Source organism: Roseivivax sp. THAF197b (assembly GCF_009363255.1).
Taxonomy (GTDB): domain Bacteria; phylum Pseudomonadota; class Alphaproteobacteria; order Rhodobacterales; family Rhodobacteraceae; genus Roseivivax.
In genome coordinates, this window is the sequence record NZ_CP045318.1 from 3,372,229 (window position 1) to 3,397,145 (window position 24,917).

Genomic DNA, 24,917 nt, shown 5'->3' on the forward strand with positions numbered 1-24,917 from the left:
TGGGGGGCCCTCATGGCCAAGATAACGCTGCTCGATGGCGGCATGGGTCAGGAACTGATCAAGCGCTCGGGCGACGAGCCGACACCGCTTTGGGCGACCCGCGTGATGATCGACCGGCCCGGCCTCGTGGAGCAGGTGCACCGGGACTTTTTCGCGGCAGGCGCCAGCGTGGCGATGGCGAATACCTACGCGCTTCTGCCCGACAGGCTGGAGCGGGCGGGGCTTCTCGATCAGATCGACACCTTCCGCGCGGCGGCCATTGCGGAGGCGCAATCGGCGCGCGATGCCCATGGCAAGGGCCGGATCGCGGGCTGTATCGGCCCGCTTGGCGGCTCCTACCGCACGGACATGTTCCCCGGCATGGAACAGGCCGTCGCGACCTATTCCGAGATCGTGCGCAAGATGGCGCCCGAGGTCGATCTCATCGCCTTCGAGACGCTGGCCACGCTCGACACGCTGCGCGCGGCGCTGACGGCGGGGCAGGAAACCTCGAAGCCGGTCTGGATCGCGATCACGGTGGACGATCAGGACGGCACCCGACTGCGCTCGGGCGAGCCTGTGGCCGAAGCCGCCGCCCTTGCCGCCGAGGGCGGATGCGCCGCACTTCTGGCCAATTGCTCCGCCCCCGAGGCGATGGGTCCGGCACTGGCGGAAATGGCGCCCTCCGGTCTGCGGCTCGGCGCCTATGCCAATGCCTTCACCCAGATCACCAAGGACTTCCTTGACGCCGAGGCCACGGTCAATGCACTGGCCGCCCGGCGCGACATGGGCCCCCAGCGCTATGCGGGCTTCGCGATGGATTGGGTGGCGCAAGGCGCGACCATCGTCGGCGGCTGCTGCGAGACGGGGCCCGAGCATATCGCCGCCATCGCCGAGCGGCTGCGCAATGCGGGGCACGAGATTGTCTGACGGCCCCGGCACCGATTACGACCCGCCCCAGGGCGAAATTCCCGTCCTGCATGCCGATCACGAGATCCTCGTCGTGGACAAGCCCGCGGGGCTCCTGTCGGTGCCGGGCAAGGGCGAAGGCCTGGCAGATTGCCTGATCGCGCGGCTGCAGATCGCCTTTCCGGAGGTGCTGCTGGTGCACAGGCTCGACCGGGACACGTCGGGCGTGATGGTCTTCGCGCTGACACCCCATGCCCAGCGCCATCTTGGGCTGCAATTCGAAAAGCGGCAGATGAAGAAGACCTATCTTGCGCGGGTGGCCGGGCGCATCGCTGAAAAGACGGGCGAGATCGATTTACCGCTGATCGTCGACTGGCCGAACCGGCCCTTGCAGAAGGTCGATCACGAGACGGGCAAGCCCGCGCTGACCAATTGGCGGGTGATGAAGGCGCAGGAGGACGAGACGCGGGTGCGGCTGTTTCCGAAGACCGGCCGGTCGCACCAGCTCAGGGTGCATATGCTGGCGCTCGGCCATCCGATTCTGGGCGATCCGCTTTACGCGCCCGAAAGTGCTGCGGAGTTTCCGCGCATGATGCTGCATGCGGAGGAATTGCGCCTGCGCCATCCCGATGGCGGGCGGGGCATGCAGTTTCGCGCCAAGCCACCTTTCTGAGGATCCCGTTTGGCAGGCCGGGCAAGGCCGCGTGCCGCGGCCTGCGAGAGACGCTGTCTCTCGCGCTCTCTGGAGGTATTTTCGGTCCGGTCGTGACAGGGCGGGCGCGCCGTCCGCAGGTGGGACGCGCGGGCGGCTCAGGTCGGGGTGACGAAGACCCGGTCGGGGTGGAAAGTCCCGGCCCGGTAGCGCCCGACAGCCACGGGAACGCCGTCGCAGGAGGCCCAGCATTCCTCGCCGTAGTCGAGATCGGAGGCCGCCACCGCGCCGGGATTGCCGTTGCGGATGCGATTGGCCTCGGCCGCGGCGCAGCGCAGTTCCGGCAGATCGGTGAGGCCTGCCTCAATGGGCAGGAGATGCGCGTCGAGGGCAGGATCTTTCGCCAGGCGCTCGATCTCCTCAAGGCTTATGCCGTCCGCGGCATCGAAGGGCCCGGACCAGAGGCGCCGCAGCTCGCGAACATGGCCGCGACAGCCCAGCGCCGCGCCCAGATCGCGCGCCACGGAGCGCACATAGCCGCCCTTGCCGCAGGTCATTTCGAGCGTGACGTGATCGGCGTCCTCGCGCCCGGTCATCACCAGCTCCTCGACCCAGAGCGGGCGGGCGGCAATCTCCATCGTCTCGCCGTCTCGGGCGCGTTTATAGGCGCGTTCGCCGTCGATCTTCACCGCGGAATATTGCGGCGGGATCTGCATGATCTCGCCCACGAAACCGTGCAGGGCTTCCTTGATCTCGGCATCGGAGGGGCGCAGATCGGAGGTCGCGATCACCTCGCCCTCGGCATCGTCGGTGTTGGTCGCCTGGCCCAGCCGGACGGTGAAGCGGTAGGCCTTCAGCGCATCGGTGATGTAGGGGACGGTCTTGGTGGCCTCGCCAAGGGCCACGGCCAGCACGCCTGTCGCATCCGGATCCAGCGTGCCCGCATGGCCCGCCTTTTTCGCCGACAGCGCCCAGCGCACCTTGTTGACCACGGCTGTCGATGTCAGCCCGGCGGGCTTGTCGACGACGAGCCAGCCCGCCACATCCCGACCCTTGCGTGCGCGTCCCATGAAAGCCTCCTTGAAGCTGAGGCGCGGCTGATAGGCGATGCCGGAAGGGCTGTCAATTCGGCCGGGCGGTGGCGGCGGCCGAGCGGGCGGCGTCCCCGAGGTCGAGACCGCCCAGAACGCCCGCCCGGCGGCACAGGACGAGGGCGCCCAGAACCGCGCCGAGATTGGCCGCGACCGCAGCGGCAAGAATGCCCGAATAGCCCAGCGCATAGGCTCCGGCCCAGGCCAGCGGCACGTAGATCAGCCCGATCCGGCCCAGGCTGAGCGTCAGGGACAGCATGGGCTTCTCGCGGGCATTCATCGCGGCATTGGCGGTGACAAGGATGCCGTAGCCGAAAAAGCTGATCGAGACCCAGCGGAGGTATTGCGCCGCATAGGGGACCGCTTCGAGCCCGTTGGTCATCACTCGCGCGACCGGTTCCGCGGTGAGCCAGAGCAGCGTGGAGACCGCGATGCCGTAGCCCAGGCACAGCAGGAAGGTCAGCCGCACCGTCTGTTGCGCTCGCGCCTTGTCTCCCGATCCCCAGGCCTGCCCCACCACCGGGCCGATCCCCGCAGACAGCGCCAGCATCGGCACGAAGAGGAGGTTCTGAACGCGGGTCGCGGCCCCGAAGCCGCCCACCGCGCTTTCCCCGATGATCGCGACGGCCGCGGTCACGGCCGCCATGCCCGCCGGGTTGATCGCGTTCGACAGCGAGGCCGGACCGCCGACCTTGCCGATACGCAGCGCCGAGGCACCAAAGCCCGAGAGCGAGCAGTTCGAGATGTCGATCCGCCGGGTGCGGATCGCGAAGGCGAGGCAACCCGCGAAGGCCAGGATGCGGGCCGTTGCCGTGGCAATCCCCGCGCCCTCGATGCAAAGTTCGGGGATCGGGCCGAGCCCGAAGATGAAGATCGGATCGAGCACGATGTTGATGATGGCCTGGCTCAGCATCACCGATGCCGCGATCCGCGCCTCGCCGCCTGCGCGAAAGACGGAATTCAGCGCCTGCCCGGCCACGATGAAGGGAAAGCCCAGGCACCACCACGGCATGTAGGCGCGGATGCCCTCGAGCACCGCGCCCTCCGCCCCCATCAGGCCGAAGAGCCAGGGGGCGACGAAATATAGCAGGATGGCGACGAGCGTTGCGAGGCTCGCCGCGACGATGAGCGCGTGCATCGCAAGGCGCGCCGAGGTGCTGTCATCGCCGCCATTGGCCCCGAGCGCCTGGCTGACCACCGCGCTGGTGCCCGCCGACAACCCGATGGAGAGCGACGTGATCGCGACGATCACCGGGTAGATGAAACCGATCGCGGCGAGTTCATCCTGCCCGGCGCGCGCGAGAAAGAAGCTGTCGGCCAGACCCACGGACAGCACCCCGAGGATGCCGATCGCCATGGGGGCCGAGACCTGCCAGAGGGCGGCCGGAACCGATTTTTCGTTGAGATCGAGTTTTCCCGCCACGCGCCTGCTCCTGTTCGCAATGGCAGGGAGTTAGCGGGCTAGGCGGAATCGTCCAGCACGCGCGCCTCGGAGACCAGCATCACCGGGATGCCATCGCGGATCGGATAGGCCAGGCCCGCGCGCGCACTGACCAGCTCCTGACGCTCCGGATCGTAGGACAGCGTGGCCTGGGTCTCCGGGCAGATCAGCGCCTCCAGCATGCGGCGGTCAAACTGGGTCGAAGGGGTGTCGTCGTTCATTGCATGATGTCCTCACCATCGGGACCGCCCGACCGCAGCGCGTATTCCAGCAGCGTGACCAGCGTTTCCCGGCGGCTGGCGAGACGGGGGGCTTCCAGAAGCGCCTGTTTCTCCTCGGGCTCGAAATCGAGCAGCATCGACAGGGAGTTGATCAACAGCTCGTCATCGGCCTCCTTCAGCGACGACCAATCCGCGGACAGATCGCGCGCGGCGAAGAAGCGGTTGAGGATGGACAGGAAGGCAGAGCGGTCGAATTCGTCATCGTGCTCCGAACGCGCGTTGCGATCCGCCTCGAAATCCGACCAGCTGACACGGGCGCGGCGATATGGGGTGAAGCCGTCCTCCTCCGCCTCCAGCCGGAACCGGGAGAGACCGGTCAGCGTGATCATGTAGCGCCCGTCCTCCGTTTCAGAGAATTGGGTGATCCGGCCCGCGCAGCCGATCTTGTGCAGGGCCTTTTCGTTGCCCGGGTTCGGGTTCGGTTGCACCATCCCGATGAGCCGCGCATCGGTCTTCAGCGTATCGTCGAACATCTGCAGGTACCGCGGCTCGAAGAGATGCAGCGGCAAATGCGCGCGCGGCAGCAACAGGGCGCCGGGCAGCGGGAAGATCGCGATCGTGTCGGGGAGGTCTTTGTACCTTGCCATAAGCTGCGAGTTAGCCCCTTCCCGGTCTCAGGCAAATATCATCGAGCTAAGTTTCCGACGCCCGTTCAGCACGATCGGATCATTGGGCTTAAGCGCGTCGAAAATCGTGAACAGCTGCTGCTTCGCGGCCCCGTCATTCCACTCGCGATCCTGGCGGAACATCTCCAGAAGCTGGTTCACGGCCTCCTCGGTGCGCCCGCCCGCATGAAGCGCCTGGGCCAGGTCGAAACGCGCCTGCTGGTCGGCGGGATCGGCGGCGACCTTGGCCTCGAGCTCGGCGATGGGGCCCGCCTGTTCGGCCTGATGGGCCAGGGCGATCTGGGCACGCGCGGCCTCGAGCTCGGGCGCGTCTGTGATCTCGGCCGGGGCCCCGTTGAGGATGGCCTCGGCCTGGTCCACATCGCCGCCGGCGAGCGTCGCGCGGATGAGACCGGCATAGGCGCCCGCATGGTTCGGCTCCTCGCCGAGGATGGCCTGAAAGATCTGCGCGGCATCCTGCGCCTGCCCGGCCTCGAGCATCTCTTCCGCCGCGGCCACGGCGTCATCGAGGCCACCCGACGCATCGCCGCCGCCCATCTTGGCGAGTTGCTCGACGAACTGCTTGATCTGGCTTTCGGGCACCGCCCCCTGGAAGCCATCGACCGGCTGGCCCTTGTGGAAGGCATAGACCGTCGGGATCGACTGGATGCGGAGCTGACCCGCGATCTGCTGGGCTTCGTCGACATTGACCTTGGCCATCTTCACAGCGCCCTTCTGCGCGCGCACGGCCGCTTCGAGCTGGGGGCCCAGCGTCTTGCACGGCCCGCACCAGGGCGCCCAGAAATCGACGATGACCGGAACCTCCTGGCTGGCCTCGATGACATCCGTCATGAAGTCCTGTTCAGCGACATCCTTGATGATATCGGCGTCGTTCGGGGTCGATTGTCCAAGCTCGATCATGGCGGGCTCCGTCTGGCGAATGGCGTATGTTGACGTGTAGATGGCGCGCACGAACCCGTGATGCAAGGGCAGCAGTGCCATCCGGGGGCCCGCGCAGGAGGCTGCAACCCGGCGCGCGCCCACGCCCGGCCAACACGTTCGGACAATCGGTGAAGTCGCCGGGCCGCGGTACGACGCAATCGTCCGGCTCGGATCTACCGGACACGTTGCCGTGCGCTCAAGACCGCTGCCATGCGCCCACCCAATGCCGACACGCGCAGATCCGGCACCCGCCATCACGCCGCCGAAGGGCACATCAAACACCGCGCGCCGACACCCTCACCGACCATGCGTCCCAAGCCGGAATGGCGCGCCCCGCCCTGTCACGACCGGACCGGAAATACCTCCAGAGAGCGCGAGAGACAGCGTCTCTCGCAGGCCGCGGCACGCGGCCTTGCCCGCTCAAAGATCGAAAGACGCAAAGACCGGTGCGTGATCGGAGGGCTGTTCCCATCCGCGCACATGGCGCAGGACCCGGCTGCCATGGGCGGCATTCGAGATGTCGGGCGTCGCCCAGACGTGATCGAGCCTGCGGCCCTTGTCCGCCGCGTCCCAATCCGGAGACCGGTAGGACCACCAGGAATAAAGCTGTCCCTCGGGGATGTCGGCGCGGGTCACGTCGACCCAGCCGCCTGCATCCTGCGCAGCCCCCAGATGCTCGACCTCGACAGGCGTATGCGAGACGACCTTCAGAAGCTGCTTGTGCGACCAGACGTCATCCTCACGCGGGGCGATGTTCAGATCCCCTACGAGGATCGACTTCTCGGGCCGTTCGGCATGGAACCAGTCGCGCATCTCGGTCAGGTAATCGAGCTTCTGGCCGAATTTCTCGTTCACCGCGCGGTCGGGTTTGTCGCCGCCTGCGGGCACGTAGAAATTGTGGATCGTCACGCCGTTCTCGAGCCGGGCGGCCACGTGCCGCGCATGCCCCAAGGCGGCAAAATCGCGATCGCCCGCATCCTCGATCGGCAGTTTCGACAGGATCGCCACGCCGTTATAGCCCTTCTGTCCGCGTGCGACCATGTGCCTGTAGCCCAGCTCCGCAAAGGCCTCTGTCGGGATCTTCTCGACCGGGCTCTTGCACTCCTGGAGGCAGAGGACATCCGGCCCCTCTTCCTGCAACAGCCGCGCGACGAGACCTTCGCGCAGGCGCACGGAGTTGATGTTCCAGGTGGCAAGCGTGAAGGGCATGGCGGATCTCCTGCGGGTAAAGATGCGGTGCTCGACCTCTCGCCCATCGGGATTGTACGCGCAAGGGTCGGAGCGCCGCAGGCGGGACGCGACAGTCGCGCCGCAGAGAGCAACGCCGCGACAAAGCCTTTGACAGCAGCCAGCCCCGCTGCGCCAATGACTCCATGATATCGCTTCAGTTCCTCCTCACCGCCTTCGTGGTCGTCATCGCGCCGGGCACGGGTGTGCTCTACACCCTCGCCATCTCTCTGGGTCAGGGGCGGCGCGCCGCGCTTTGGGCGGCCCTTGGCTGCACCATCGGGATCGTGCCGCATCTCGCGGCCGCGATCCTCGGGCTGGCGGCGGTGCTGCATACGAGCGCACTGCTGTTCACGGCCGTGAAATGGGCGGGTGTTGCCTATCTGCTGTGGCTGGCGTGGCAGTCTTTGGGCGCAGGCGGTGCGCTGTCGGTCACGGCGGAAAAGCGCGCCGATCCCGGGCATCGCATCGCGCGGCGCGGGGCGCTGATCAACATCCTCAACCCAAAGCTGTCGGTCTTCTTCCTGGCCCTGCTGCCGCCTTTCCTGAGCGGCAATCCCGAGAGCGCCACCTTCGAGATGACGTTGATGGGCGCGATCTTCATGGTGCTGACCTTCGGGATCTTCGTCCTTTACGGGCTGATGGCTGCCGCGGCGCGCGACAGGCTCCTGGGCAGTGCGGCGATCATGCGCTGGCTGAACCGGTCCTTTGCCGCGCTCTTTGCGGCCCTGGCGGGCCGACTGGCGCTCGAACGGGCCGGGTGACTTCCGGCGCGGACCGCACTACCTGACGGGTCGAGACCACGCCAAGACGGAGCCTGCCCGATGAACGATATCCCCCGGTCCGCATTGATCCTCGGAGTTGCGGGCGTGATCCCGTTTTTCTGGGGGGCGCTGACGCTCCTGTCGCCGGAGCTTGCGCAATGGGGGCTCGACACGCTCGGGCCGCGCTTCATCGGACCTTACGTGCAACTCTATTACGGCGCGGTGATCCTGAGCTTCATGTCGGGCGTGCTCTGGGGCTTTGCCACCAAGGCCGAGGATGCCCGCGCCGCCACGGGCTACGCGCTGTCGGTGATCCCCGCGCTCTGGGCCTTCTTCATGACCGGGGGCGGGCCGGTTTCGGCGGGCACCAACCTGATCTTCGGCTATCTCGGTCTGCTCGTGCTGGATTTCGCCTTCTGGCGCTGGGGTCTCGCTCCCCGGTGGTGGATGCAGCTGCGGGTGCTGCTGACAGCGCTCGTGGTGATCTGCCTGGCGGTGGGCGTCTTCTACTGACGCCTTACGCGGAGGCCGCTGCCGTGGCCCAAGCGAGCGCCGCATAGCGGCCCGTCTTCGCGATGCTGACCAGAGCAAGAAACACCCAAAGCCGGACCTTGGCGATCCCGGCAATGACGGTGAACGCGTCGCCCAAGGGCGCCCATGACAGGAGCAGCGTCCAGACGCCGTAGCGCTGCCACCACGCCTGTGCCCGATCCATCTGCTTGTCGGAGGCCGGAAACCAGCGGGTGCCGCGCAGCCGTTCGGCCCAGAGGCCCAGCACGTAATTGACCACTGCGCCGAGGATATTGCCGATACTGGCCACGACGATCAGCAGCCAGATGGCCGCCGATCCGTTCAGCTGCAGGCCGACGAAGACCACTTCGGATTGAAACGGCAGGATGGTCGCGGCACCGAAGGCCGCCGCAAACAATCCCGCAAGGGCTAGAAGACTGACCTCCACAAGGTCTGACCGGGATCAGGCGACGTTGGTCGTCCGTCCCTCGGCCTCGGCACCGACTTCGCGCGGGGGGCGCCCGATCACGTCGCGCAATTCATCGAGCTCAATGAAGTTGTCGGCCTGACGGCGCAATTCGTCGGCGATCATCGGCGGCTGCGAGCGGATCGTCGAGACGACCGAGACGCGAACGCCCTGACGCTGCAGGCTTTCCACCAGCGGCTTGAAGTCGCCATCGCCCGAGAACAGCACGATGTGGTCGACCCGCGGCGCAAGCTCCATGGCATCGACCGCAAGCTCGATATCCATGTTGCCCTTCACTTTCCGGCGGCCCTGGCTGTCGGTGTATTCCTTGGCGGGCTTTGTCACCATGGTGAAGCCGTTATAGTGCAGCCAATCGACCAGCGGACGGATCGGCGAGTAGTCGTCATTTTCGAGAAGGGCGGTATAGTAGAACGCCCGGATCATCCGCCCACGGCGTACGAATTCCTGTCGCAACAGCTTGTAATCTATATCAAAACCAAGGGCCTTCGCCGCCGCGTAGAGGTTCGACCCGTCGATGAACAGCGCCAACCGTTCGTCTTTGTAAAACATAAACTGCCTCTTCAATGCTTTGTGTCGCGGGGTCGGTACGTCTCTGGACGTCGGTCCGACTCTAAACGACAGGAATTGAGATCCCCTCTACCGGAGCGTAATTAGTGAGCGTAGCGACCGCTGCAACCCTGAGTCGCGTACTAAAAAGCATGGTTCTATATCCATAAGGATATGCCTCTGATGGCATTCAAGCAAGTCGCGCTTATCGCACTCGGCGCGAATCTTCCGAATAAGCAACAACTTCCAGTAGAAACGCTTAAGGCGGCGTTAACGCGGCTGGCCGCCGGGCCGCTGCGCTTGCAGGCGGTCAGCCGGTTTTTCTCAACACCTTGTTTTCCTGTGAATTCCGGTCCGGATTACGTCAATACGGCGGCCGCTTTTGCGGTGCCGGAAGGTATGCCATCGAATACCGTTCTAGGCGAACTGCATGCGGTGGAGGCGGAATTTGGCCGAGAGCGTTTGCAGCGCTGGGGGATGCGCACGCTGGACATCGATCTCATCGCGCTGGGCGACGAAATTGTTCCGGATGACGTTACGCAAACCAGGTGGCGAAACCTGCCTCTGGAGACGCAAAAAACCTGTGCGCCAGATACACTTATTCTGCCGCATCCCCGCGTGCAGGATCGCGGCTTCGTTCTTGTCCCGCTTGCGGAGATCGCGGGCGATTGGACGCACCCGCTGACCGGCAAGACACTGCACCAGATGCGCGCCGCGCTGCACCCGGACGCCGTTGCGGAAATCAGGCCGCTGTAAGGAAAGTCGCGTCTTGTCAAGTCTCTTGTCGCGCGTTACGTACGACTCTTCTGACGTCAGACCGAAGACTGGAGATACCAATGGCCCGCGTGACGGTTGAAGATTGCGTCGACAAAGTCCCGAACCGCTTCGAGCTGGTTCTGCTGTCGGCCCATCGCGCTCGTGAGATTTCTGCCGGTGGGGCGATCACCGTGGACCGCGACAACGACAAGAACCCCGTCGTCGCCCTGCGCGAGATCGCTGAGGAAACACAGTCCGCAGACGAGCTGCGCGAGCGCATCATCGAGGCGAACCAGACCCAGATCGAGGTCGATGAGCCCGAAGAGGACGCGATGGCGCTTCTCATGGGTTCCGAGCCCGACAAGCCGCAGGAAGACGACATGTCCGAAGAGAAACTGCTGCGCGCGCTGATGGAGGCTCAGGGCGAGCGTTAAGCTGCCCAAGCCGCGGGCGCGCGCCGAAAGGAAAGGCGCATGATCGCCGCCGAAGACCTGATTGCGCTCGTCCGCAATTATAATCCGAAGACGAACGAAGCGCTGATCCGCGCCGCCTACGAGTATGGCCGCGAGATGCATGAAGGGCAGACCCGGCAATCGGGCGAGCCCTATTTCACGCATCCCGTGGCCGTCGCGGCGCTTCTGACCGAGCAGCAGCTCGACGATGCGACCATCGTCACGGCCATCCTTCACGACACGATCGAAGACACCAAGTCCACCTATTCCGAGGTGCAGAAGCGCTTCGGCGACGAGGTGGCGATGCTCGTGGACGGGGTCACGAAGCTCACGAATCTGCAGCTGTCCTCGAACGAGACCAAGCAGGCCGAAAATTTCCGCAAGCTCTTCATGGCGATGTCAAAGGATCTGCGGGTGATCCTCGTGAAGCTCGCCGACCGGCTGCACAACATGCGCACCATCAAGGCGATGCGCGCGGACAAGCAGTTGCAGAAAGCGCGCGAAACCATGGATATCTACGCCCCGCTCGCGGGTCGGATGGGTATGCAATGGATGCGCGAAGAGCTCGAGGATCTGGCCTTCCGCGTCATCAATCCCGAGGCGCGCAATTCGATCATCCGCCGCTTCATCATGCTGCAGCGCGAAACCGGCGACGTAATCCCGCGCATCACCGCCGACATGCGCCACGAGCTGAAGGCCGTGGGCATCGAGGCCGAAGTCTTCGGGCGCGCCAAGAAACCCTACTCGATCTGGCGCAAGATGCAGGAGAAGGATCTGTCCTTCTCGCGCCTGTCGGACATCTACGGCTTCCGGATCATCACCCGCTCCGAGATGGATTGTTATCGCGCAATGGGGGCGATCCACCATCGCTGGCGCGCGGTTCCGGGCCGTTTCAAGGATTACGTGAGCCAACCCAAGACCAACGGCTACCGCTCGATTCACACCACCGTGTCGGGCCGCGACGGCAAGCGCGTGGAGGTGCAGATCCGCACCCGCCAGATGCATGAAGTGGCCGAGACGGGCGTGGCCGCGCATTGGTCCTATCGCGACGGCGTGCGCGCGCAGAACCCGTTCGCGGTCGATCCCGCGAAGTGGATCGCGTCCCTGACCGAGCAATTCACCGCCGAGGAGGATCACGACGAATTCCTCGAAGCGGTGAAGCTCGAGATGTATTCCGACCAGGTCTTCTGCTTCACGCCCAAGGGCGAGGTGGTGAAACTGCCCAAGGGCGCGACGCCTCTGGATTTCGGCTATGCGATCCACACCCGAATCGGTTCGGCCTGCGTGGGTGCCAAGGTGGACGGGCTGCGCGTGCCGCTCTGGACCCGGCTCAAGAACGGGCAATCGGTGGAGATCATCACCGCTGAAGGCCAGGCACCGCAGGCAACCTGGCTCGACATCGCCAAGACCGGCAAGGCAAAGTCGGCCATTCGGCGCGCCCTGCGCGAGGCGCGAAAGGAACGTTTCGTCAAATTGGGCCGCGAGATCGCGCGCTCGGCCTTCGAGCATGTGGGCAAGAAAGCCTCCGACAAGGTGCTGGAGAAGGCGGCGAAAACGCTGCGCGTGGCCGATGCGGAGACATTGCTTGCGCGGCTCGGCTCGGCGGACATGTCGGCGCGTGACGTGGTCTCCGCGGTCTATCCTGACCTCACGCCGCGGCCCAGCGCGGAGGTGGATACCGCCCGCGCCGTGATCGGCCTCGAACATGATCAGGCCTTCGAGCGCGCGGGCTGCTGCCAGCCCCTGCCCGGAGAGCGAATCGTCGGCATCGCCCGGCGCGGGCATGGGGTCGTCGTTCATGCCATTGACTGCCCCCGTCTTGCCGATGTTGAGGATGAGCCCGACCGCTGGCTCGATCTGCACTGGGCCGAGGGGCATCACCCGGCTGTCTATGCGGTGTCGCTCGATCTGACGATCGGCAACGATGCCGGCGTGCTGGGGCGCGTTTGCACATTGATCGGGGAGCGGAACGCCAATATCTCTGATCTGCAGTTCAAGGACCGCAAGCCGGATTTCTATCGGCTGCGGGTCGATGTGGATCTGAGCGACGCGGAGCAGTTGCATTCTGTGATCTCGGCGCTTGAAGCGGAAAGCGATGTGGCCCAGGTCACAAGGTGGCGGTACGGCGACAGCGATGGACCATCGGCGTCGCAGGCCGCGGCCGAATAGAAACGGGATGAGGTAGACCGCGGGTGGTGTTCAGGCGTCGCGATCAACAACCGCTGTGGAAACGGCTGCTGCGCACGCTCTGGCCCAAAGGCGGCTGGGGCCGTGCGGCGCAATATATCCGCCACAGGCTGCAGCGCCTGCCGGACCCGCCGGACCGGATCGCGCGCGGCATCTTCGCGGGCGTCTTCATGACCTTCACGCCGCTCTACGGACTGCATTTCTTCCTGGCCGCCCTTCTGGCCTGGATCCTGCGCGGCAATATCGTGGCCGCGTTGCTGGGCACCTTTTTCGGCAACCCGCTGACCTACGTGCCCATCGCCGTCATCTCCCTGCAGACCGGCAACTGGCTTCTGGGCGTCGAAAGCGATCCCGAGGATCACCGCTGGGTCGGGCAGAAATTCACCGCGGCGGGGCGTGATCTGTGGGACAACATGGTCGCCATATTCACCCCGGCAGAGGCGGATTGGCAGAACCTGTCCGAGTTCTACGCGGAGGTCTTCTATCCCTATCTCGTCGGCGGGATCATCCCGGGCATCATCACCGGGCTCGTGTGCTATTACATCTCGCTGCCGCTGATCCGGGCCTATCAGAACCGCCGCAAGGGCCGGTTGGCGGCGAAACTCGCCCTGCTCAAGGCCAAGAAGAAATCCAAGGGCGCGAACAGCCAGGCATCGGCGGATTGATCTCATCTGCGCGCAAGAGGTTTTCACCGGGCGGGCCCAGCCCTAGCTTGTGACGCGAACAAGCGATGCGGAGACAGACCATGGCAGACTTCAAGGGACGGCTCAGGCTGGGCGTGAACATCGATCACGTCGCCACCGTCCGTAACGCGCGCGGCAGCGCCTATCCCGACCCGCTGCGCGCGGCGAAGATGGCCGAAGCGGCAGGTGCCGACGGCATCACCGCACATCTGCGCGAAGACCGCCGCCACATCCGTGACGCCGATATCGACGCGCTGATGGCGAGCCTGTCGGTCCCGCTCAATTTCGAGATGGCCGCGACGGCGGAAATGCACGCGATCGCGCTGCGTCACAAACCGCATGCGGTCTGCATCGTGCCGGAAAAGCGCGAGGAGCGGACCACCGAAGGCGGGTTGGAAGTGGCAGGCGATGCCCAGCGGCTGACCGACTACATCGCACCCCTGCGTGAGGCGGGCTGCCGCGTGTCGCTCTTCGTGGCGCCCGATGCGGCGCAGATCGAAGCCTCCAAGGCCGTGGGCGCCGAGGTGATCGAACTGCATACAGGCGCCTATTGCGATCTCCATTACGAGGGGGATTTCGCCGCCCGCGACGCCGAGCTTGAGCGCCTGCGCGAGATGTCGGCCTTTGCGGACGGCCTCGGCCTCGAAGTGCATGCGGGCCACGGGCTGACCTATGACACCGTCGCTCCGATCGCGGTCTTTCCCGAGGTGATGGAGCTGAATATCGGGCATTTCCTGATCTCGGAATCGATCTTCCGCGGGCTCGACGGCGCCATGGCCGAAATGCGCCGCCTGATGGACGAGGCCCGGACATGAGCGTCACGCCGAGCCGCGCCGAGACCGATGCGCTGGACCGCGTCGTTGCGATGGCCTGCGAGCGCTACACCGGCGAGGGGCCAGTCTTCACCGCGGCCATCGTCAAGGATGAACGCATGATCGCGCTCGAACACAACGAGGTCGCTACGGCCTGCGATCCGTCGCGGCACGCCGAGATCGTGGCGATGGCTCGCGCCTCCGAGGCGCTGGGCGGCAGCGATCTGTCCGGCGCCACGCTGATCGCGTCCATGCAGCCCTGCGAAATGTGCCTCGCCGCGATGCGCTGGGCCGGGATCGACCGGCTGATCTTCGCGATGACGCAGGAAGAGGCGCCTGCCTTCTTCCAGTTCCCGAAGCTCGGGATCGACGATTACGCCCGCGCCTCGGACGGCGCCTTCGATTGGGTGGGCGGGGTGCAGATGGACGCCGTGCGCCATATCTACGAGAGCGCGGGATGATCCTCGGCGTCGGCACGGATCTGGCGAATATCGAGCGGATCGCGAACACGCTGGAGCGGTTCGGCGACCGCTTCCGCAACCGCGTCTTCACCGATGTCGAACAGCAAAAGGCCGAACGGCGCGCGGACACGCCCGGCACCTATGCCAAGCGCTGGGCCGCGAAGGAGGCCTGCTCCAAGGCCTTGGGCACCGGTCTGCGCATGGGCATCGCCTGGAAGGACATGGCGGTCTCGAACCTGCGCACCGGCCAGCCGGTGATGGAGGTCACGGGCTGGGCCAAGGACCGGCTCGACGCCATGACCCCGCCGGGCCACGAGGCGATCATCCATGTCACCCTGACCGACGATCACCCCTGGGCGCAGGCTTTCGTCGTGATCGAGGCGCGTCCGCTCGGCTGACGTGCCGGCGCGCGTTTCGAAAAGGCGCACGGGGTCAAATCCATCCGTTCGTTCAAACGCAGATAGTCTAGATTGCAGCGATTGAAGCACATCGCCCTCCAGATCATGCACCTGAAAGGCGACGTTTTCATCGGCCCGGTCTAGGCCGCAGCAGTGGCTTCAATCTCGAACAGAAGACCCGGGATGGCGAGACGGCTGACCCCCAGAAGCGTCATTGGCGGCGCGCAACGGAGCGGTCCGAACCGCATGCCCATCAGATCGAAATTCTTCAACGCCTCGTCGACATCCGTGGCGTAGACGCCAAGGCGGATGATGTTGGTCAGATCCATGTTCGCGGCAGCCAGGACCGCCTCCAGATTGTCGAGCGCCAGTCCGATCTGGGCGCGCATATCGCCCGGATGCTGCGGGTTGCCCTCATTGTCCACGGCAGTCTGTCCGGCGCAGATGAGCTGACGCGTGGTGCCCGTGATGATTTCCGCCTGATTGTAGCCAAGTTTCAGCGACCAGTCCCAAGGATTTACAGCTATGCGTTCCATCGTGAATTCTCCTGTTTGATGTGTCTGAAATCGGGATAGGATTAATTGGTGCCAAATTTTGTCACCGAAAAAGCCAGAATGAAAAAATGAACATTCGCACCCGTCACGACACACTGGTTCGCACCTTGCGCCGCAACGGCACCGCCACGGTGGACGAACTTGCGCAGGAGGTCGGAGCCTCGCGGCGGACCATCCTGCGCGACATCTCGACCCTGCGCGACGAGGGCTTTGTCATCCATTCCGAAAGCGGGCGCGGCGGCGGTCTGCAGCTGGATCCGCAATCGATGCAGACCACGGCGCGGTTATCGGTGGCGGAGGTTTTCGCGCTGCTGATCAGCGTGGCGGCCATGCGCGCGGCGCAGAGCCTGCCGTTCTCGGATCTCGCGGATGCCGGGCTCGCCAAGATCGAGCGCGCCCTGCCCTCTGACAAGGTACGCGACTTGCGTCGGTTTCTCGATTGTCTGCATATCGGGCAATTGTCGCCGCTGCAGGACATCTCGGATATCGGACCGATGGTTTCAGCGCTCTTGCCCGCCTTCGAGACGGCGTTCCTGCAAACGCTGCAATTGCGGTTCGATTACCGCGACGCGAAGGGCAACCGGACACACCGCGTGGTCGAGCCTCAGGCCATGCTGATCCTGCAGCCCTTGTGGTATCTCGTCGCCTGGGATCCCGCGCGCGATGATTTCCGGCATTTCCGCATGGACCGGATCAGCGCACCCGAGATCATCCCGGAGGCCACGTTCCGCAGGCGCCATGTGCCATTCGAAGACGATGTCTGCCCATTTCGGGAATTGGTGCGATAAGCGCGCGCGTGGGCATCAGCCATAGGGTGCTGCGACCGTGTGGGACAATTGCCGCCCCGCCAGGCCCTCGCGGATCAGGCCCGGCCGTGGGCGCCAAGCGGTCGCGCCGACCTGCGCGCCTTGACTTGCCCATCCTCGGGCGGCACTTAGCAGGCAGCAGGCAAAGAGGCAGGACATGGCAGACAAGGCGCGCTCCGGCGGCATTCTCGACACGATCAAGACCGTCGTCTACGCGTTGCTGATCGCGGGCATTTTCCGCACGCTGTTCTTCCAGCCGTTCTGGATTCCGTCGGGCTCGATGAAGGACACGCTGCTGATCGGCGACTTCCTGTTCGTCAACAAGATGGCTTACGGCTATTCCTACGCCTCCTGCCCCTCGGTGCGTATTCCTGCCGTGGGCCTCGACATCGACGCGGCCGATATCTGCGGCTGGGCAGATGGCGACAATACCCGCCTTCTCGGCGCGGAGCCCGAGCGCGGCGACATCGCCGTCTTCCGTCACCCGGTCAACGGCACCGACTTCATCAAGCGCGTGATCGGCCTGCCCGGAGACACGGTGCAGGTCCGCGAGGGTCGCGTCATCATCAACGACACCCCCGTCGAGGTCGCGCCCGATGGCCAGTTCGAGGAAGTGGCCGAACCGCAGGGACCGCACGGCATTCGCCCGCGCTGCGCCAACGGTCCCGTGGGCGATGGCGGCACCTGCATCAAGGAAAAGTTCGTCGAGACCCTGCCCGGCGGCACCAGCCACTCGATCCTCAATATCGGCATGCAGGGCGCGGACAACACGCCCGTCTATACCGTGCCTGAGGGGCATTTCTTCTTCATGGGCGACAACCGCGACAATTCCTCCGACAGCCGCGTGCCGAGCGTCGCGGGCGGCGTGGGCTTCGTGCCCTATGAGAACCTCGTGGGCCGCGCCGACCGGGTGATCTTCTCCTCCGCGGGCAGCTCGATGCTGTTCTTCTGGACCTGGCGGGGAGATCGGTTCTTCGAGGCGCTGGATTGAAACGCTCCGCCGAGATCGCAGAGCTCGAGACGCGGCTTGGCATACGCTTCCGCGATCCGGGCCTGCTGCGCGAGGCCCTGACCCACGCCTCGATGTCGAGCCCGACACGCAACGACAACCAGCGGCTGGAATTCCTGGGCGACCGGGTTCTGGGCCTCGTGATGTCCGAGGCGCTGCTGGAGCGGGATCGCGCGGCCTCCGAAGGGCAGCTTGCCCCGCGCTACAACGCGCTCGTGCGCAAGGAGACCTGCGCGGACGTGGCGCGTGAGGCCGGGATCGGCGACGCGCTGAAGCTTGGCCGCTCCGAGCGCCTGTCGGGCGGACGGCGCAAGATGGCGCTTCTGGGCGACGCGATGGAAGCGGTGATCGCCGCAGTCTATGTCGACCAGGGTTTCGAGACCGCGAAGGCCATGGTGCTGCGGCTCTGGGGCGCGCGGATCGACGGGGTCGAGAAGGATGCGCGCGACGCCAAGACAGCGCTGCAGGAATGGGCCCAGGCGCGCGGCCTGCCGCCCCCGGCCTACGTCGAGACGGCGCGCTCCGGCCCGGATCACGCGCCGGTCTTCACCATCGAGGCCCGGCTGGAAAGCGGCCAGACGGCTTCGGCTGCAGCAGGCTCCAAGCGGCAGGCGGAGCAGAAGGCCGCGGAGGCGCTGCTCGCAGATGTGAGTGGGGCGGTGGAGTAGGCCCGGACGCGTCGCAAAAAACATCCGCCGGTTTTCGGTACGCTTTGTAGCGCGCCCGGCCCGCACAGCGCCGGGGTACCAGACTGGTCGCCACCCCGGCACCGGAAAAGCTGGCCCCTTCCCGCATTCTGCAGTAAAGCCCCGGTTCGGACCCAAAGGACCCAAAGCATGACCACACGCGCAGGTTTCATCGCCCTGATCGGCGAGCCCAATGCCGGAAAATCGACACTGCTCAACCGCATGGTGGGCGCCAAGGTGTCGATCGTGACGCACAAGGTGCAGACCACGCGTGCGCGCATCCGGGGCGTGGCGATGGAGGGCGATGCACAGCTTGTCTTCGTGGACACGCCCGGCCTTTTCAAACCGCGCCGCCGCCTTGACCGCGCGATGGTCGCCGCGGCCTGGGGCGGGGCTGCCGATGCCGACGTCGTGGTCCTCCTGATAGAGGCGCATCGCGGCATCACCGAGGGTGTGGAATCGATCCTCGAGCAGCTCGATACGGTGGGCCATGGCCGCCCAGTGGCACTCGCCATCAACAAGATCGACCGCGTGAAGGCCGAGACGCTGCTGAAACTGACCGAGGACATGAACGCGCGCTTCACCTTCGCCGAGACCTTCATGATCTCCGCCGAGAAAGGGTATGGCGTCGACGATCTGCGCGCGTGGCTCGCGAATACCCTGCCAGAAGGTCCGTGGCTTTATCCGGAGGATCAGATCGCCGATCTGCCCATGCGCATGATTGCCGCCGAGATGACGCGCGAGAAGCTGACCCTGCGCCTGCATCAGGAACTGCCCTACCAGCTGACGGTCGAGACCGAGAACTGGGAGGAGCGCAAGGACGGCTCCGCCCGCGTCGATCAGGTCGTCTATGTCGCCCGCGACGGGCACAAGGGGATCCTGCTGGGTCACAAGGGCGAGACGATCAAGGCCGTCTCCAAGGCCGCGCGTGAAGAGCTGTCGGAATTCCTTGGCCGCAAGGTCCATCTGTTCCTGCAGGTGAAGGTCCGCGAGAAATGGCTTGAAGAGGCCGAGCGCTATTCCGAGATGGGCCTCGATTTCCGCGACGGCGATGGGTGAGCCCCGCCTGACCGCCCGTTTCTGGGTCGATGCCTACAGGCGGCGCCTCGCCCTGTACGACATTCCCTGTTTCGTGGTGCATCACGGCGATGACACGGCAGGCGCGGTGCTGGTGAAATGCGCCACGCTCGACGGGCAGGCGCGCGCCTTCACCCGCAGTTTCGATCTCAAGACCGGCGACCGTGTCTGGCAGGAACTTGCCGCGGGGGACGAGGCAGAGGTCGACGCCTCCATCGCCAAGCAACGCGGTTTCGACCCGGATCTCTGGGTTATCGAGGTCGAGGATCGCCAGGGGCGGCATTGTCTGGACGAGGACGGTCTCGGCTGAGCCAACGGCCCAGCGCCACGAGTCCAAGCCCCGCAATCCAGAACACCGCGCCGAGCCCCGCGAGCCATAGCGCCACGCCATCCCAGCCCTGCCGCGTCGGATCGACGAAGAAATACGGGTAGCGATCGACGAAAGTGCCCCGCCACAGGGCATAGGCGGCGTAGATCGCGGGCCAGAGGAGCCACCATGCCGCGTGGGCGGCCCTGAGCGCGGCTTTCGGCCCGAAGACCAGCCACCATAGCGCCACGGCCAGCGGCACCGCGCTGTGCAGAAGCTGATCCGCGACCATGCGCAACCCGACAAGGTCGCGCGCCAGAAGTCCGTGATAGACCGCACCCACGATGACCGCCCAAAGCGTGATCGCCCCGGTCCATCCCGCGCTCGCCCGGCCCAGCACCGCGATACGCCCGTAGCGCGCCACGACGATGAGCGTCGTGAGGATGGTGAAGAACCGTGCCATGCGCCACATTTCCTCAAGCACGGTCCGGTCCGGACGCCGCTCCAGCCCCACGTAAAGCTGCAGGGCGACGGCGGCGAAGGCGAGGACCGCGATCAGGGCGGCGAAGATGCGGGCATGTGTCGTCATGGAGGCCAATGTGCAGCCCTTGCGGATGGCTTCAAGCGTCCCGATAGTCACGAAATGGAATGGCGCGATACTGGCATCCTCCTGTCCACAAGGCGGCACGGAGAAACCTCGGCGATCCTCGAGGTCTTCACCGAAGGCCACGGGCGCCATGCGGGCGTGCTGCGCGGGGCCACGAGCCGCAAGATGGCGCCGCTCCTGCAACCGGGTGCGGAGCTCGACGTGGCCTGGCGGGCGCGGCTCGAGGATCATATCGGCACCTATACGGTCGAACTGAAACGCTCCCGCGCGGCGCAGGCCATGGCCGACCGGGTGGCCCTGTCGGGGCTCAATGCGCTGGTGGCGATCCTCGGCTTCACCCTGCCCGAGCGGGAGGCGCATCCCGATCTCTATACCCGCACCACGACCCTTCTGGAGCTGCTCAAAGCACCCGATCTCTGGCCCTTGGCCTATCTGCGCTGGGAGATGGCACTCCTCGAGGAGATGGGCTTCGGCCTCGATCTGACGACCTGTGCGGCGACCGGCAAGGCCAACGATCTGGCCTATGTTTCGCCCCGGACGGGCCGCGCGGTGTCGCGGTCAGGCGCGGGCGACTGGGCGCCCCGGCTCCTGCCCCTGCCCGAGGTCATGCTGGGCGCCGGGGAAGGCGCGGATGCAGAGGTTCTGGAGGCGCTCGGCACGACGGGGCATTTCATGTCTTCGCATCTTGCGCCATCGCTGGGCGACAAGCCCCTGCCCCCCGCCCGCGCGCTGTTTCTCGACCGGCTGGCGCGGCGGGCGCGTGCCGGGGCGTGAAATCGCGCTTTCCGCCGCCACCGCCCCGCGTTAGGTATGCGACATGCGCTGGACCCTGCCCAATATCCTGACCCTGATCCGCCTTCTGGCGGCCCCCGGCGTTGCGGTCATGTTTCTCTATTTCTCGCGGCCCTTTGCCGATTGGTGCGCGCTGATCCTCTTCCTCGGCGCGGCCATCACCGACTGGTTCGATGGCTACCTGGCCCGCGCCTGGGGCGAGGAGACGAAGATCGGCGCGATGCTCGACCCCATTGCCGACAAGGCGATGGTGGTGATCGCGCTGATGGTGATCGTGGGCTATTCGTCGATGTCGCCCTGGCTCGTCCTGCCCGCCACGATGATCCTCTTCCGCGAGGTTTTCGTCTCGGGCCTGCGCGAATATCTCGGCCACCTGTCCGGCACGCTCAAGGTCACGCGGCTTGCGAAGTGGAAGACGACGCTGCAGATGGTCGCCATCGCGGTCCTCTTCGCGCAAGGCATTTTCGAACATTTCCTCGTGGTCTCGACCATCGGCATGGATGCGGGCATCGTGGCCGATATCATGGCGGGCAATATCGAGGACGATCTGGGCCTCGGCTGGAAACGCATCGGCATGGTCTGGACCGGGAATGCGGGTATCGTGCTGCTATGGGTCGCGGCCCTGCTGACCGCAATCACCGGCTGGGACTACTTTATCAAGGCCCGGCCCCACCTGACGGAGGATCGCTGATGGATGTGCTCTATTTCGCCTGGGTCCGCGAACGGATCGGCCGCCCCAAGGACCGCATCGAGACCGAGGCCGCGACGGTGAACGACCTCGTCGCCGAATTGCGGGCCCGTGAGGAACGCTACGAGGCCGCCTTCGCCGACCTCTCGGCCCTGCGCGTGGCGGTCGACCAGGAACTGACCGATTTCGACGCCTCCATCACGGGCGCCCGGGAAGTTGCCTTCTTCCCCCCGATGACGGGCGGCTGATGCGGATCGTCGTCCAGGAAGCCCCCTTCGATTTCGGCGCCGAGGCCGAGGCCTTCGCCTCAGGTCGCAGCGATCTCGGCGCGGTCGTGACCTTCACCGGCATTGTGCGCGACACCGGCGATGCGGCCCGCGACCGGATGGAGATCGAGCATTACCCGGGCATGACTGAAAAGGCCCTGACCAAGATCGCCGAGGAGGCGCAGACGCGCTGGTCCCTGGGCGATGTGCTGGTGATTCACCGTTTCGGGCCGCTGACACCGGGCGAAAAGATCATGATGGTCGCTACCGCGTCGCGGCACCGCAAGGATGCGTTCGAGGCCGCGGAATACCTGATGGATTACCTCAAATCCCGTGCGCCATTCTGGAAGAAGGAATTCAGCGGCGAGGCCACCGAATGGGTCGCCGCCCGCGACGAGGACGAAGACGCGCTCAAGCGCTGGTAGGCCCACATCCCCCACGCGGATCGCTGGACCCGACGCGCCCTCGTTTCGAACCGGGGGACCCCGCAATCAGGCGCTCGCGCCGCCTTCGGGCAAGAACGCAGACGCTCCTTGCCCTTCACCTTTCCCGAAAAACGCAAAAAACCCGGAGATGGCGGCCCTAGGCCGCCAGCGACATGACATGCCGCGCAAGGCCCCGCCTTGCGCAACCGCCAGACCAAGCGATCACGCAGGCACGAAAAGACCTTCGGATTTCGCCTGCGCCATGGCCTCGTCGAGGCTCTTCCAGGCCCGCGCGATCAGCACGTCGACCTCGTCCTGCGTGATCACCAGCGGCGGCGAGATGATCATCCGGTCGCCCACATGACGCATCACGAGGTTGTTGGCGAAGCACCGCTCCCGCGTCATCAGGCCGATCTGGCCTTCCTCACCCTTGAAGGGCGCACGGGTGTCCTTCTGCGGCGTCAGCGCGATGGAGCCCATCATGCCCACGATCTTCGCCTCGCCCACCATCGGATGCTCGGTCAGGCTCTCGAACTTCTCTTTCAGGTAAGGCCCGATCTCCTCGCGCACGCGGGTGACGATGCCCTCCTCGTCGAGGATGCGCAGGTTCTCCAGCGCGACGGCCGCCGCCACGGGATGGCCCGAATAGGTGTAGCCGTGGTTGAATTCCGCGTCCCCGATCACTTGCGCGATCTCCGACGACACGATCGAGCCACCGATGGGCAGATAGCCCGAGGACAGGCCCTTCGCGATGGTCATGATGTCGGGCTGGATGCCAAGCGTCTGGCTGCCGAACCAGTTGCCCGTGCGCCCGAAGCCGCAGATCACCTCGTCCGCGATCAGCAGGATGCCGTATTCGCGCACGATGCGCATGATCTCGGGCCAGTAGGTCTCGGGCGGGATGATGACGCCGCCCGCACCCTGCAAAGGCTCCGCGATGAAGGCCGCGACATGCTCGGGGCCAAGTTCGAGGATCTTCTCCTCAAGCTGCCGGGCGCGGGCGAGGCCGAATTCCTCGGGGCTCAGATCGCCGCCTTCGGCCCACCAATTGGGCTGGTCGATGTGATGAATGTCCGGGATCGGCATGCCGCCCTGTGCGTGCATGCCCTTCATGCCGCCAAGCGAGCCCGACCCCACCGACGAGCCGTGATAAGCGTTCCAACGCGAGATCACCGCCTTGCGCTGCGGCTGGCCCTTCAGCTCCCAATAGGTGCGTACCATGCGCAGATTGGTGTCATTGGCCTCGGAGCCCGAACCCGCGAAGAAGACGTGGTTCAGATCGCCCGGCGCCAGCTCCGCGAGATGCGCGGCCAGCTGGATCGCGGGCGTATGCGAGGTCTGGAAGAAGGTGTTGTAGAAGGGCAGTTCGGACATCTGGCGGGTGGCCGCATCGACCAGTTCCTGCCGCCCGTAGCCCAGGTTCACGCACCAGAGCCCCGCCATGCCGTCGAGGATGCGGTTGCCGTCCGAATCGGTCAGCCAGACGCCTTCGGCGCGGGTGATGATCCGCGCGCCCTTGCGCCCCAGATCGGCCCCATGGGTGAAGGGATGCATGTGATGCGCGGCATCCAGCGCCTGCAGATCGGCCGTGGGCAGCGGGTTGGAAATCTGGGCCATGAGCGGACCTTTCGACAGGGGGTGACGGGCTTCGGGTCGTATACTTCGCAAATATGATCAAATTATCCGTGGGTCAATGAGACCAAGCGCCAGCGGGGGCATTCCGCCCGCGATCACGCCTTGCGGTCAGCCTGCCTCCGACGGGGGCGCGATGCCCTGCGCGATCTGCTCCATGCCCTGGCGGACATCCTCGGACATGGCGCGCGCGGCCGCCTCGGCATCGCGATCAATCAGCGCGGCCAGAAGATCCTTGTGCCGGTCGGGCAGGCCTTCCGTCCCGAACCGCCCGCAGACAACGCGCAGGGACGGGCCGAAGCGCAGCCAGAGCGTCTCGACAAGGCCGGTCAGGATCGGCGCATCGGCATAGCTGTTCAGAAGCGCATGAAAGTGGTGATTTCCGGTCAGGTAGCCGGTGATATCGCCTGCCGCGATGGCCGTGTCGATCGCCGCATCCGCTTGGCCCAGCGCCGCTATCCCGTCCGCATCCATGCGCATCGTAGCCCGGCGCGCCAGCTCCGGCTCTAGCGCCAGCCGCGCCACGGTCAGCTCGGCGATTGCGCTGGCATCGAGCACGGGAACCGCAATCCGCCGGTTGCCCTGAAAATCGAGCGCACCTTCCGCCGTGAGCCGCCGCAACGCCTCGCGCACGGGCGTCATGCCCGCGCCCAGCGTTTCGGTCAGGCCCTGGATGGTGACGGGCTGACCGGGGGCCAGCGCCCCGAAGAGAATCATGTCGCGCATCTGCCGGTAGACCCGCTCATGCGCGGGCAGCCCCGCCTCCGCAGGGGCGGGATCGTGCGAAAATTGCGCTGAAATCCTGCTCATTGCGCCCTCTGTCCCCTTCCGATCACGACCCGTCTTGCACATGCCAAGGCGGCGTGGAAGCATCGCTTATTGCCA

General features: G+C 65.6%; 32 protein-coding genes. 20 read left to right on the top strand and 12 right to left on the bottom strand.

What is annotated here, in order from left to right; genetic code table 11:
• Positions 1-12 precede the first annotated feature (12 nt).
• Complete coding sequence (locus tag FIV09_RS16185; RefSeq protein ID WP_152451538.1) at positions 13-909, top strand: homocysteine S-methyltransferase family protein; 897 nt, start codon at positions 13-15, stop codon at positions 907-909.
• Complete coding sequence (locus FIV09_RS16190) at positions 902-1,561, top strand: RluA family pseudouridine synthase (protein WP_254702253.1); 660 nt, start codon at positions 902-904, stop codon at positions 1,559-1,561. Before FIV09_RS16185 ends, FIV09_RS16190 begins: the two co-directional genes overlap by 8 nt.
• Before the next feature lie 137 nt (positions 1,562-1,698).
• On the opposite strand, the gene truB is transcribed toward FIV09_RS16190, so the two are convergent.
• The 6 genes from truB to FIV09_RS16220 form a co-directional block, all read right to left on the bottom strand.
• A complete protein-coding gene (gene truB, locus FIV09_RS16195; RefSeq protein ID WP_152451542.1) occupies positions 1,699-2,610 on the bottom strand; it encodes a tRNA pseudouridine(55) synthase TruB in 912 nt (303 codons plus the stop codon).
• Positions 2,611-2,662: 52 nt separating this feature from the next.
• Complete coding sequence (locus FIV09_RS16200; RefSeq protein WP_254702439.1) at positions 2,663-4,054, bottom strand: MATE family efflux transporter; 1,392 nt, start codon at positions 4,052-4,054, stop codon at positions 2,663-2,665.
• Between the two features lie 38 nt (positions 4,055-4,092).
• Positions 4,093-4,293, bottom strand: coding sequence for a Trm112 family protein (locus tag FIV09_RS16205; RefSeq protein WP_152451544.1), 201 nt, complete (start codon positions 4,291-4,293; stop codon positions 4,093-4,095).
• Positions 4,290-4,940 (bottom strand): LON peptidase substrate-binding domain-containing protein, encoded by a 651-nt coding sequence (locus FIV09_RS16210; protein WP_152451546.1) that lies wholly within the window; start codon positions 4,938-4,940, stop codon positions 4,290-4,292. The genes FIV09_RS16205 and FIV09_RS16210 overlap by 4 nt, the downstream gene beginning before the upstream one ends.
• 27 nt (positions 4,941-4,967) lie before the next feature.
• Positions 4,968-5,879, bottom strand: coding sequence for a thioredoxin (gene trxA / locus FIV09_RS16215; protein WP_152452683.1), 912 nt, complete (start codon positions 5,877-5,879; stop codon positions 4,968-4,970).
• Positions 5,880-6,320: 441 nt separating this feature from the next.
• Positions 6,321-7,109, bottom strand: a complete 789-nt coding sequence (locus tag FIV09_RS16220; protein ID WP_152451548.1) for an exodeoxyribonuclease III — start codon at positions 7,107-7,109, stop codon at positions 6,321-6,323.
• Between the two features lie 164 nt (positions 7,110-7,273).
• On the opposite strand from FIV09_RS16220, the gene FIV09_RS16225 reads away from it, so the two are divergent.
• Entirely contained in the window at positions 7,274-7,891 is a 618-nt protein-coding gene (locus FIV09_RS16225; RefSeq protein ID WP_152451550.1) for a LysE family translocator, read from the top strand.
• Positions 7,892-7,951: 60 nt separating this feature from the next.
• Positions 7,952-8,404 (top strand): DUF3429 domain-containing protein, encoded by a 453-nt coding sequence (locus FIV09_RS16230; protein ID WP_152451552.1) that lies wholly within the window; start codon positions 7,952-7,954, stop codon positions 8,402-8,404.
• 4 nt (positions 8,405-8,408) lie between these two features.
• On the opposite strand, the gene FIV09_RS16235 is transcribed toward FIV09_RS16230, so the two are convergent.
• Both FIV09_RS16235 and FIV09_RS16240 read right to left on the bottom strand, forming a co-directional pair.
• The gene (locus FIV09_RS16235) at positions 8,409-8,849 is read right to left on the bottom strand and encodes a YqaA family protein (RefSeq protein WP_152451554.1); all 441 of its coding nucleotides are present in this window, start codon (positions 8,847-8,849) and stop codon (positions 8,409-8,411) included.
• A gap of 15 nt (positions 8,850-8,864) precedes the next feature.
• Positions 8,865-9,437 (bottom strand): NYN domain-containing protein, encoded by a 573-nt coding sequence (locus FIV09_RS16240; protein WP_152451556.1) that lies wholly within the window; start codon positions 9,435-9,437, stop codon positions 8,865-8,867.
• 180 nt (positions 9,438-9,617) lie between these two features.
• Between FIV09_RS16240 and folK the strand changes: the two genes are divergently transcribed.
• The 7 genes from folK (at position 9,618) to acpS (ending at position 15,183) form a co-directional block, all read left to right on the top strand.
• The gene (folK, locus tag FIV09_RS16245) at positions 9,618-10,190 is read left to right on the top strand and encodes a 2-amino-4-hydroxy-6-hydroxymethyldihydropteridine diphosphokinase (protein ID WP_152451558.1); all 573 of its coding nucleotides are present in this window, start codon (positions 9,618-9,620) and stop codon (positions 10,188-10,190) included.
• Between the two features lie 80 nt (positions 10,191-10,270).
• Complete coding sequence (gene rpoZ, locus FIV09_RS16250) at positions 10,271-10,624, top strand: DNA-directed RNA polymerase subunit omega (protein WP_152451560.1); 354 nt, start codon at positions 10,271-10,273, stop codon at positions 10,622-10,624.
• 39 nt (positions 10,625-10,663) lie between these two features.
• Entirely contained in the window at positions 10,664-12,811 is a 2,148-nt protein-coding gene (locus FIV09_RS16255; protein ID WP_152451562.1) for a bifunctional (p)ppGpp synthetase/guanosine-3',5'-bis(diphosphate) 3'-pyrophosphohydrolase, read from the top strand.
• A 23-nt stretch (positions 12,812-12,834) separates the two neighbouring features.
• The gene (locus FIV09_RS16260; protein ID WP_152451564.1) at positions 12,835-13,494 is read left to right on the top strand and encodes a DUF2062 domain-containing protein; all 660 of its coding nucleotides are present in this window, start codon (positions 12,835-12,837) and stop codon (positions 13,492-13,494) included.
• Between the two features lie 80 nt (positions 13,495-13,574).
• The gene (locus FIV09_RS16265; protein WP_152451566.1) at positions 13,575-14,327 is read left to right on the top strand and encodes a pyridoxine 5'-phosphate synthase; all 753 of its coding nucleotides are present in this window, start codon (positions 13,575-13,577) and stop codon (positions 14,325-14,327) included.
• Positions 14,324-14,785: a nucleoside deaminase gene (locus FIV09_RS16270; RefSeq protein WP_152451568.1), complete on the top strand. Its 462-nt coding sequence runs from the start codon at positions 14,324-14,326 to the stop codon at positions 14,783-14,785. The genes FIV09_RS16265 and FIV09_RS16270 overlap by 4 nt, the downstream gene beginning before the upstream one ends.
• Positions 14,782-15,183: a holo-ACP synthase gene (gene acpS / locus FIV09_RS16275; RefSeq protein WP_152451570.1), complete on the top strand. Its 402-nt coding sequence runs from the start codon at positions 14,782-14,784 to the stop codon at positions 15,181-15,183. Before FIV09_RS16270 ends, acpS begins: the two co-directional genes overlap by 4 nt.
• A gap of 140 nt (positions 15,184-15,323) precedes the next feature.
• Here acpS and FIV09_RS16280 read toward each other — a convergent pair whose 3' ends face one another.
• Positions 15,324-15,719: a RidA family protein gene (locus FIV09_RS16280; protein WP_152451572.1), complete on the bottom strand. Its 396-nt coding sequence runs from the start codon at positions 15,717-15,719 to the stop codon at positions 15,324-15,326.
• Between the two features lie 86 nt (positions 15,720-15,805).
• Between FIV09_RS16280 and FIV09_RS16285 the strand changes: the two genes are divergently transcribed.
• From FIV09_RS16285 to FIV09_RS16305, 5 genes are all read left to right on the top strand, one after another.
• A complete protein-coding gene (locus FIV09_RS16285; protein WP_152451574.1) occupies positions 15,806-16,525 on the top strand; it encodes a YafY family protein in 720 nt (239 codons plus the stop codon).
• 175 nt (positions 16,526-16,700) lie between these two features.
• Positions 16,701-17,534 (top strand): signal peptidase I, encoded by an 834-nt coding sequence (gene lepB / locus FIV09_RS16290; RefSeq protein ID WP_152451576.1) that lies wholly within the window; start codon positions 16,701-16,703, stop codon positions 17,532-17,534.
• A complete protein-coding gene (gene rnc / locus FIV09_RS16295) occupies positions 17,531-18,220 on the top strand; it encodes a ribonuclease III (RefSeq protein ID WP_152451578.1) in 690 nt (229 codons plus the stop codon). Before lepB ends, rnc begins: the two co-directional genes overlap by 4 nt.
• Positions 18,221-18,388: 168 nt before the next feature.
• On the top strand, positions 18,389-19,297 hold the full coding sequence (gene era, locus FIV09_RS16300) for a GTPase Era (RefSeq protein WP_152451580.1): 909 nt from the start codon (positions 18,389-18,391) through the stop codon (positions 19,295-19,297).
• Positions 19,290-19,625, top strand: coding sequence for a DUF1491 family protein (locus FIV09_RS16305; RefSeq protein ID WP_152451582.1), 336 nt, complete (start codon positions 19,290-19,292; stop codon positions 19,623-19,625). The genes era and FIV09_RS16305 overlap by 8 nt, the downstream gene beginning before the upstream one ends.
• On the opposite strand, the gene FIV09_RS16310 is transcribed toward FIV09_RS16305, so the two are convergent.
• Positions 19,567-20,211 carry a Pr6Pr family membrane protein gene (locus FIV09_RS16310; RefSeq protein WP_152451584.1) on the bottom strand — a complete coding sequence of 215 codons (645 nt, stop codon included), beginning with the start codon at positions 20,209-20,211 and terminating at the stop codon, positions 19,567-19,569. The genes FIV09_RS16305 and FIV09_RS16310 overlap by 59 nt on opposite strands.
• A gap of 54 nt (positions 20,212-20,265) precedes the next feature.
• Between FIV09_RS16310 and recO the strand changes: the two genes are divergently transcribed.
• The 4 genes from recO to FIV09_RS16330 are packed head-to-tail and all read left to right on the top strand — an operon-like array spanning position 20,266 to position 22,400.
• Positions 20,266-21,003: a DNA repair protein RecO gene (gene recO, locus FIV09_RS16315; RefSeq protein WP_152451586.1), complete on the top strand. Its 738-nt coding sequence runs from the start codon at positions 20,266-20,268 to the stop codon at positions 21,001-21,003.
• A 43-nt stretch (positions 21,004-21,046) separates the two neighbouring features.
• The gene (pgsA, locus tag FIV09_RS16320; RefSeq protein WP_152451588.1) at positions 21,047-21,712 is read left to right on the top strand and encodes a CDP-diacylglycerol--glycerol-3-phosphate 3-phosphatidyltransferase; all 666 of its coding nucleotides are present in this window, start codon (positions 21,047-21,049) and stop codon (positions 21,710-21,712) included.
• Positions 21,712-21,957, top strand: a complete 246-nt coding sequence (gene moaD, locus FIV09_RS16325) for a molybdopterin converting factor subunit 1 (protein ID WP_152451590.1) — start codon at positions 21,712-21,714, stop codon at positions 21,955-21,957. The genes pgsA and moaD overlap by 1 nt, the downstream gene beginning before the upstream one ends.
• Positions 21,957-22,400, top strand: coding sequence for a molybdenum cofactor biosynthesis protein MoaE (locus FIV09_RS16330; RefSeq protein ID WP_152451592.1), 444 nt, complete (start codon positions 21,957-21,959; stop codon positions 22,398-22,400). Before moaD ends, FIV09_RS16330 begins: the two co-directional genes overlap by 1 nt.
• Before the next feature lie 222 nt (positions 22,401-22,622).
• Here FIV09_RS16330 and FIV09_RS16335 read toward each other — a convergent pair whose 3' ends face one another.
• Both FIV09_RS16335 and FIV09_RS16340 read right to left on the bottom strand, forming a co-directional pair.
• Entirely contained in the window at positions 22,623-24,017 is a 1,395-nt protein-coding gene (locus tag FIV09_RS16335) for an aspartate aminotransferase family protein (RefSeq protein ID WP_152451594.1), read from the bottom strand.
• 126 nt (positions 24,018-24,143) lie between these two features.
• Complete coding sequence (locus FIV09_RS16340; protein WP_254702256.1) at positions 24,144-24,842, bottom strand: GntR family transcriptional regulator; 699 nt, start codon at positions 24,840-24,842, stop codon at positions 24,144-24,146.
• Positions 24,843-24,917: the final 75 nt, after the last annotated feature.

Coding starts and splice junctions, on each gene's coding strand:
- FIV09_RS16185 (WP_152451538.1), top strand. CDS start 13: ATGGCCAAGATAACGCTGCTCGATGGCGGCATGGGTCAGGAACTGATC.
- truB (WP_152451542.1), bottom strand. CDS start 2,610: ATGGGACGCGCACGCAAGGGTCGGGATGTGGCGGGCTGGCTCGTCGTC.
- FIV09_RS16205 (WP_152451544.1), bottom strand. CDS start 4,293: ATGAACGACGACACCCCTTCGACCCAGTTTGACCGCCGCATGCTGGAG.
- FIV09_RS16210 (WP_152451546.1), bottom strand. CDS start 4,940: ATGGCAAGGTACAAAGACCTCCCCGACACGATCGCGATCTTCCCGCTG.
- trxA (WP_152452683.1), bottom strand. CDS start 5,879: ATGATCGAGCTTGGACAATCGACCCCGAACGACGCCGATATCATCAAG.
- FIV09_RS16220 (WP_152451548.1), bottom strand. CDS start 7,109: ATGCCCTTCACGCTTGCCACCTGGAACATCAACTCCGTGCGCCTGCGC.
- FIV09_RS16225 (WP_152451550.1), top strand. CDS start 7,274: ATGATATCGCTTCAGTTCCTCCTCACCGCCTTCGTGGTCGTCATCGCG.
- FIV09_RS16230 (WP_152451552.1), top strand. CDS start 7,952: ATGAACGATATCCCCCGGTCCGCATTGATCCTCGGAGTTGCGGGCGTG.
- FIV09_RS16240 (WP_152451556.1), bottom strand. CDS start 9,437: ATGTTTTACAAAGACGAACGGTTGGCGCTGTTCATCGACGGGTCGAAC.
- folK (WP_152451558.1), top strand. CDS start 9,618: ATGGCATTCAAGCAAGTCGCGCTTATCGCACTCGGCGCGAATCTTCCG.
- rpoZ (WP_152451560.1), top strand. CDS start 10,271: ATGGCCCGCGTGACGGTTGAAGATTGCGTCGACAAAGTCCCGAACCGC.
- FIV09_RS16255 (WP_152451562.1), top strand. CDS start 10,664: ATGATCGCCGCCGAAGACCTGATTGCGCTCGTCCGCAATTATAATCCG.
- FIV09_RS16265 (WP_152451566.1), top strand. CDS start 13,575: ATGGCAGACTTCAAGGGACGGCTCAGGCTGGGCGTGAACATCGATCAC.
- FIV09_RS16270 (WP_152451568.1), top strand. CDS start 14,324: ATGAGCGTCACGCCGAGCCGCGCCGAGACCGATGCGCTGGACCGCGTC.
- acpS (WP_152451570.1), top strand. CDS start 14,782: ATGATCCTCGGCGTCGGCACGGATCTGGCGAATATCGAGCGGATCGCG.
- FIV09_RS16280 (WP_152451572.1), bottom strand. CDS start 15,719: ATGGAACGCATAGCTGTAAATCCTTGGGACTGGTCGCTGAAACTTGGC.
- FIV09_RS16285 (WP_152451574.1), top strand. CDS start 15,806: ATGAACATTCGCACCCGTCACGACACACTGGTTCGCACCTTGCGCCGC.
- lepB (WP_152451576.1), top strand. CDS start 16,701: ATGGCAGACAAGGCGCGCTCCGGCGGCATTCTCGACACGATCAAGACC.
- era (WP_152451580.1), top strand. CDS start 18,389: ATGACCACACGCGCAGGTTTCATCGCCCTGATCGGCGAGCCCAATGCC.
- FIV09_RS16305 (WP_152451582.1), top strand. CDS start 19,290: ATGGGTGAGCCCCGCCTGACCGCCCGTTTCTGGGTCGATGCCTACAGG.
- FIV09_RS16310 (WP_152451584.1), bottom strand. CDS start 20,211: ATGACGACACATGCCCGCATCTTCGCCGCCCTGATCGCGGTCCTCGCC.
- recO (WP_152451586.1), top strand. CDS start 20,266: ATGGAATGGCGCGATACTGGCATCCTCCTGTCCACAAGGCGGCACGGA.
- pgsA (WP_152451588.1), top strand. CDS start 21,047: ATGCGCTGGACCCTGCCCAATATCCTGACCCTGATCCGCCTTCTGGCG.
- moaD (WP_152451590.1), top strand. CDS start 21,712: ATGGATGTGCTCTATTTCGCCTGGGTCCGCGAACGGATCGGCCGCCCC.
- FIV09_RS16330 (WP_152451592.1), top strand. CDS start 21,957: ATGCGGATCGTCGTCCAGGAAGCCCCCTTCGATTTCGGCGCCGAGGCC.
- FIV09_RS16335 (WP_152451594.1), bottom strand. CDS start 24,017: ATGGCCCAGATTTCCAACCCGCTGCCCACGGCCGATCTGCAGGCGCTG.
- FIV09_RS16340 (WP_254702256.1), bottom strand. CDS start 24,842: ATGAGCAGGATTTCAGCGCAATTTTCGCACGATCCCGCCCCTGCGGAG.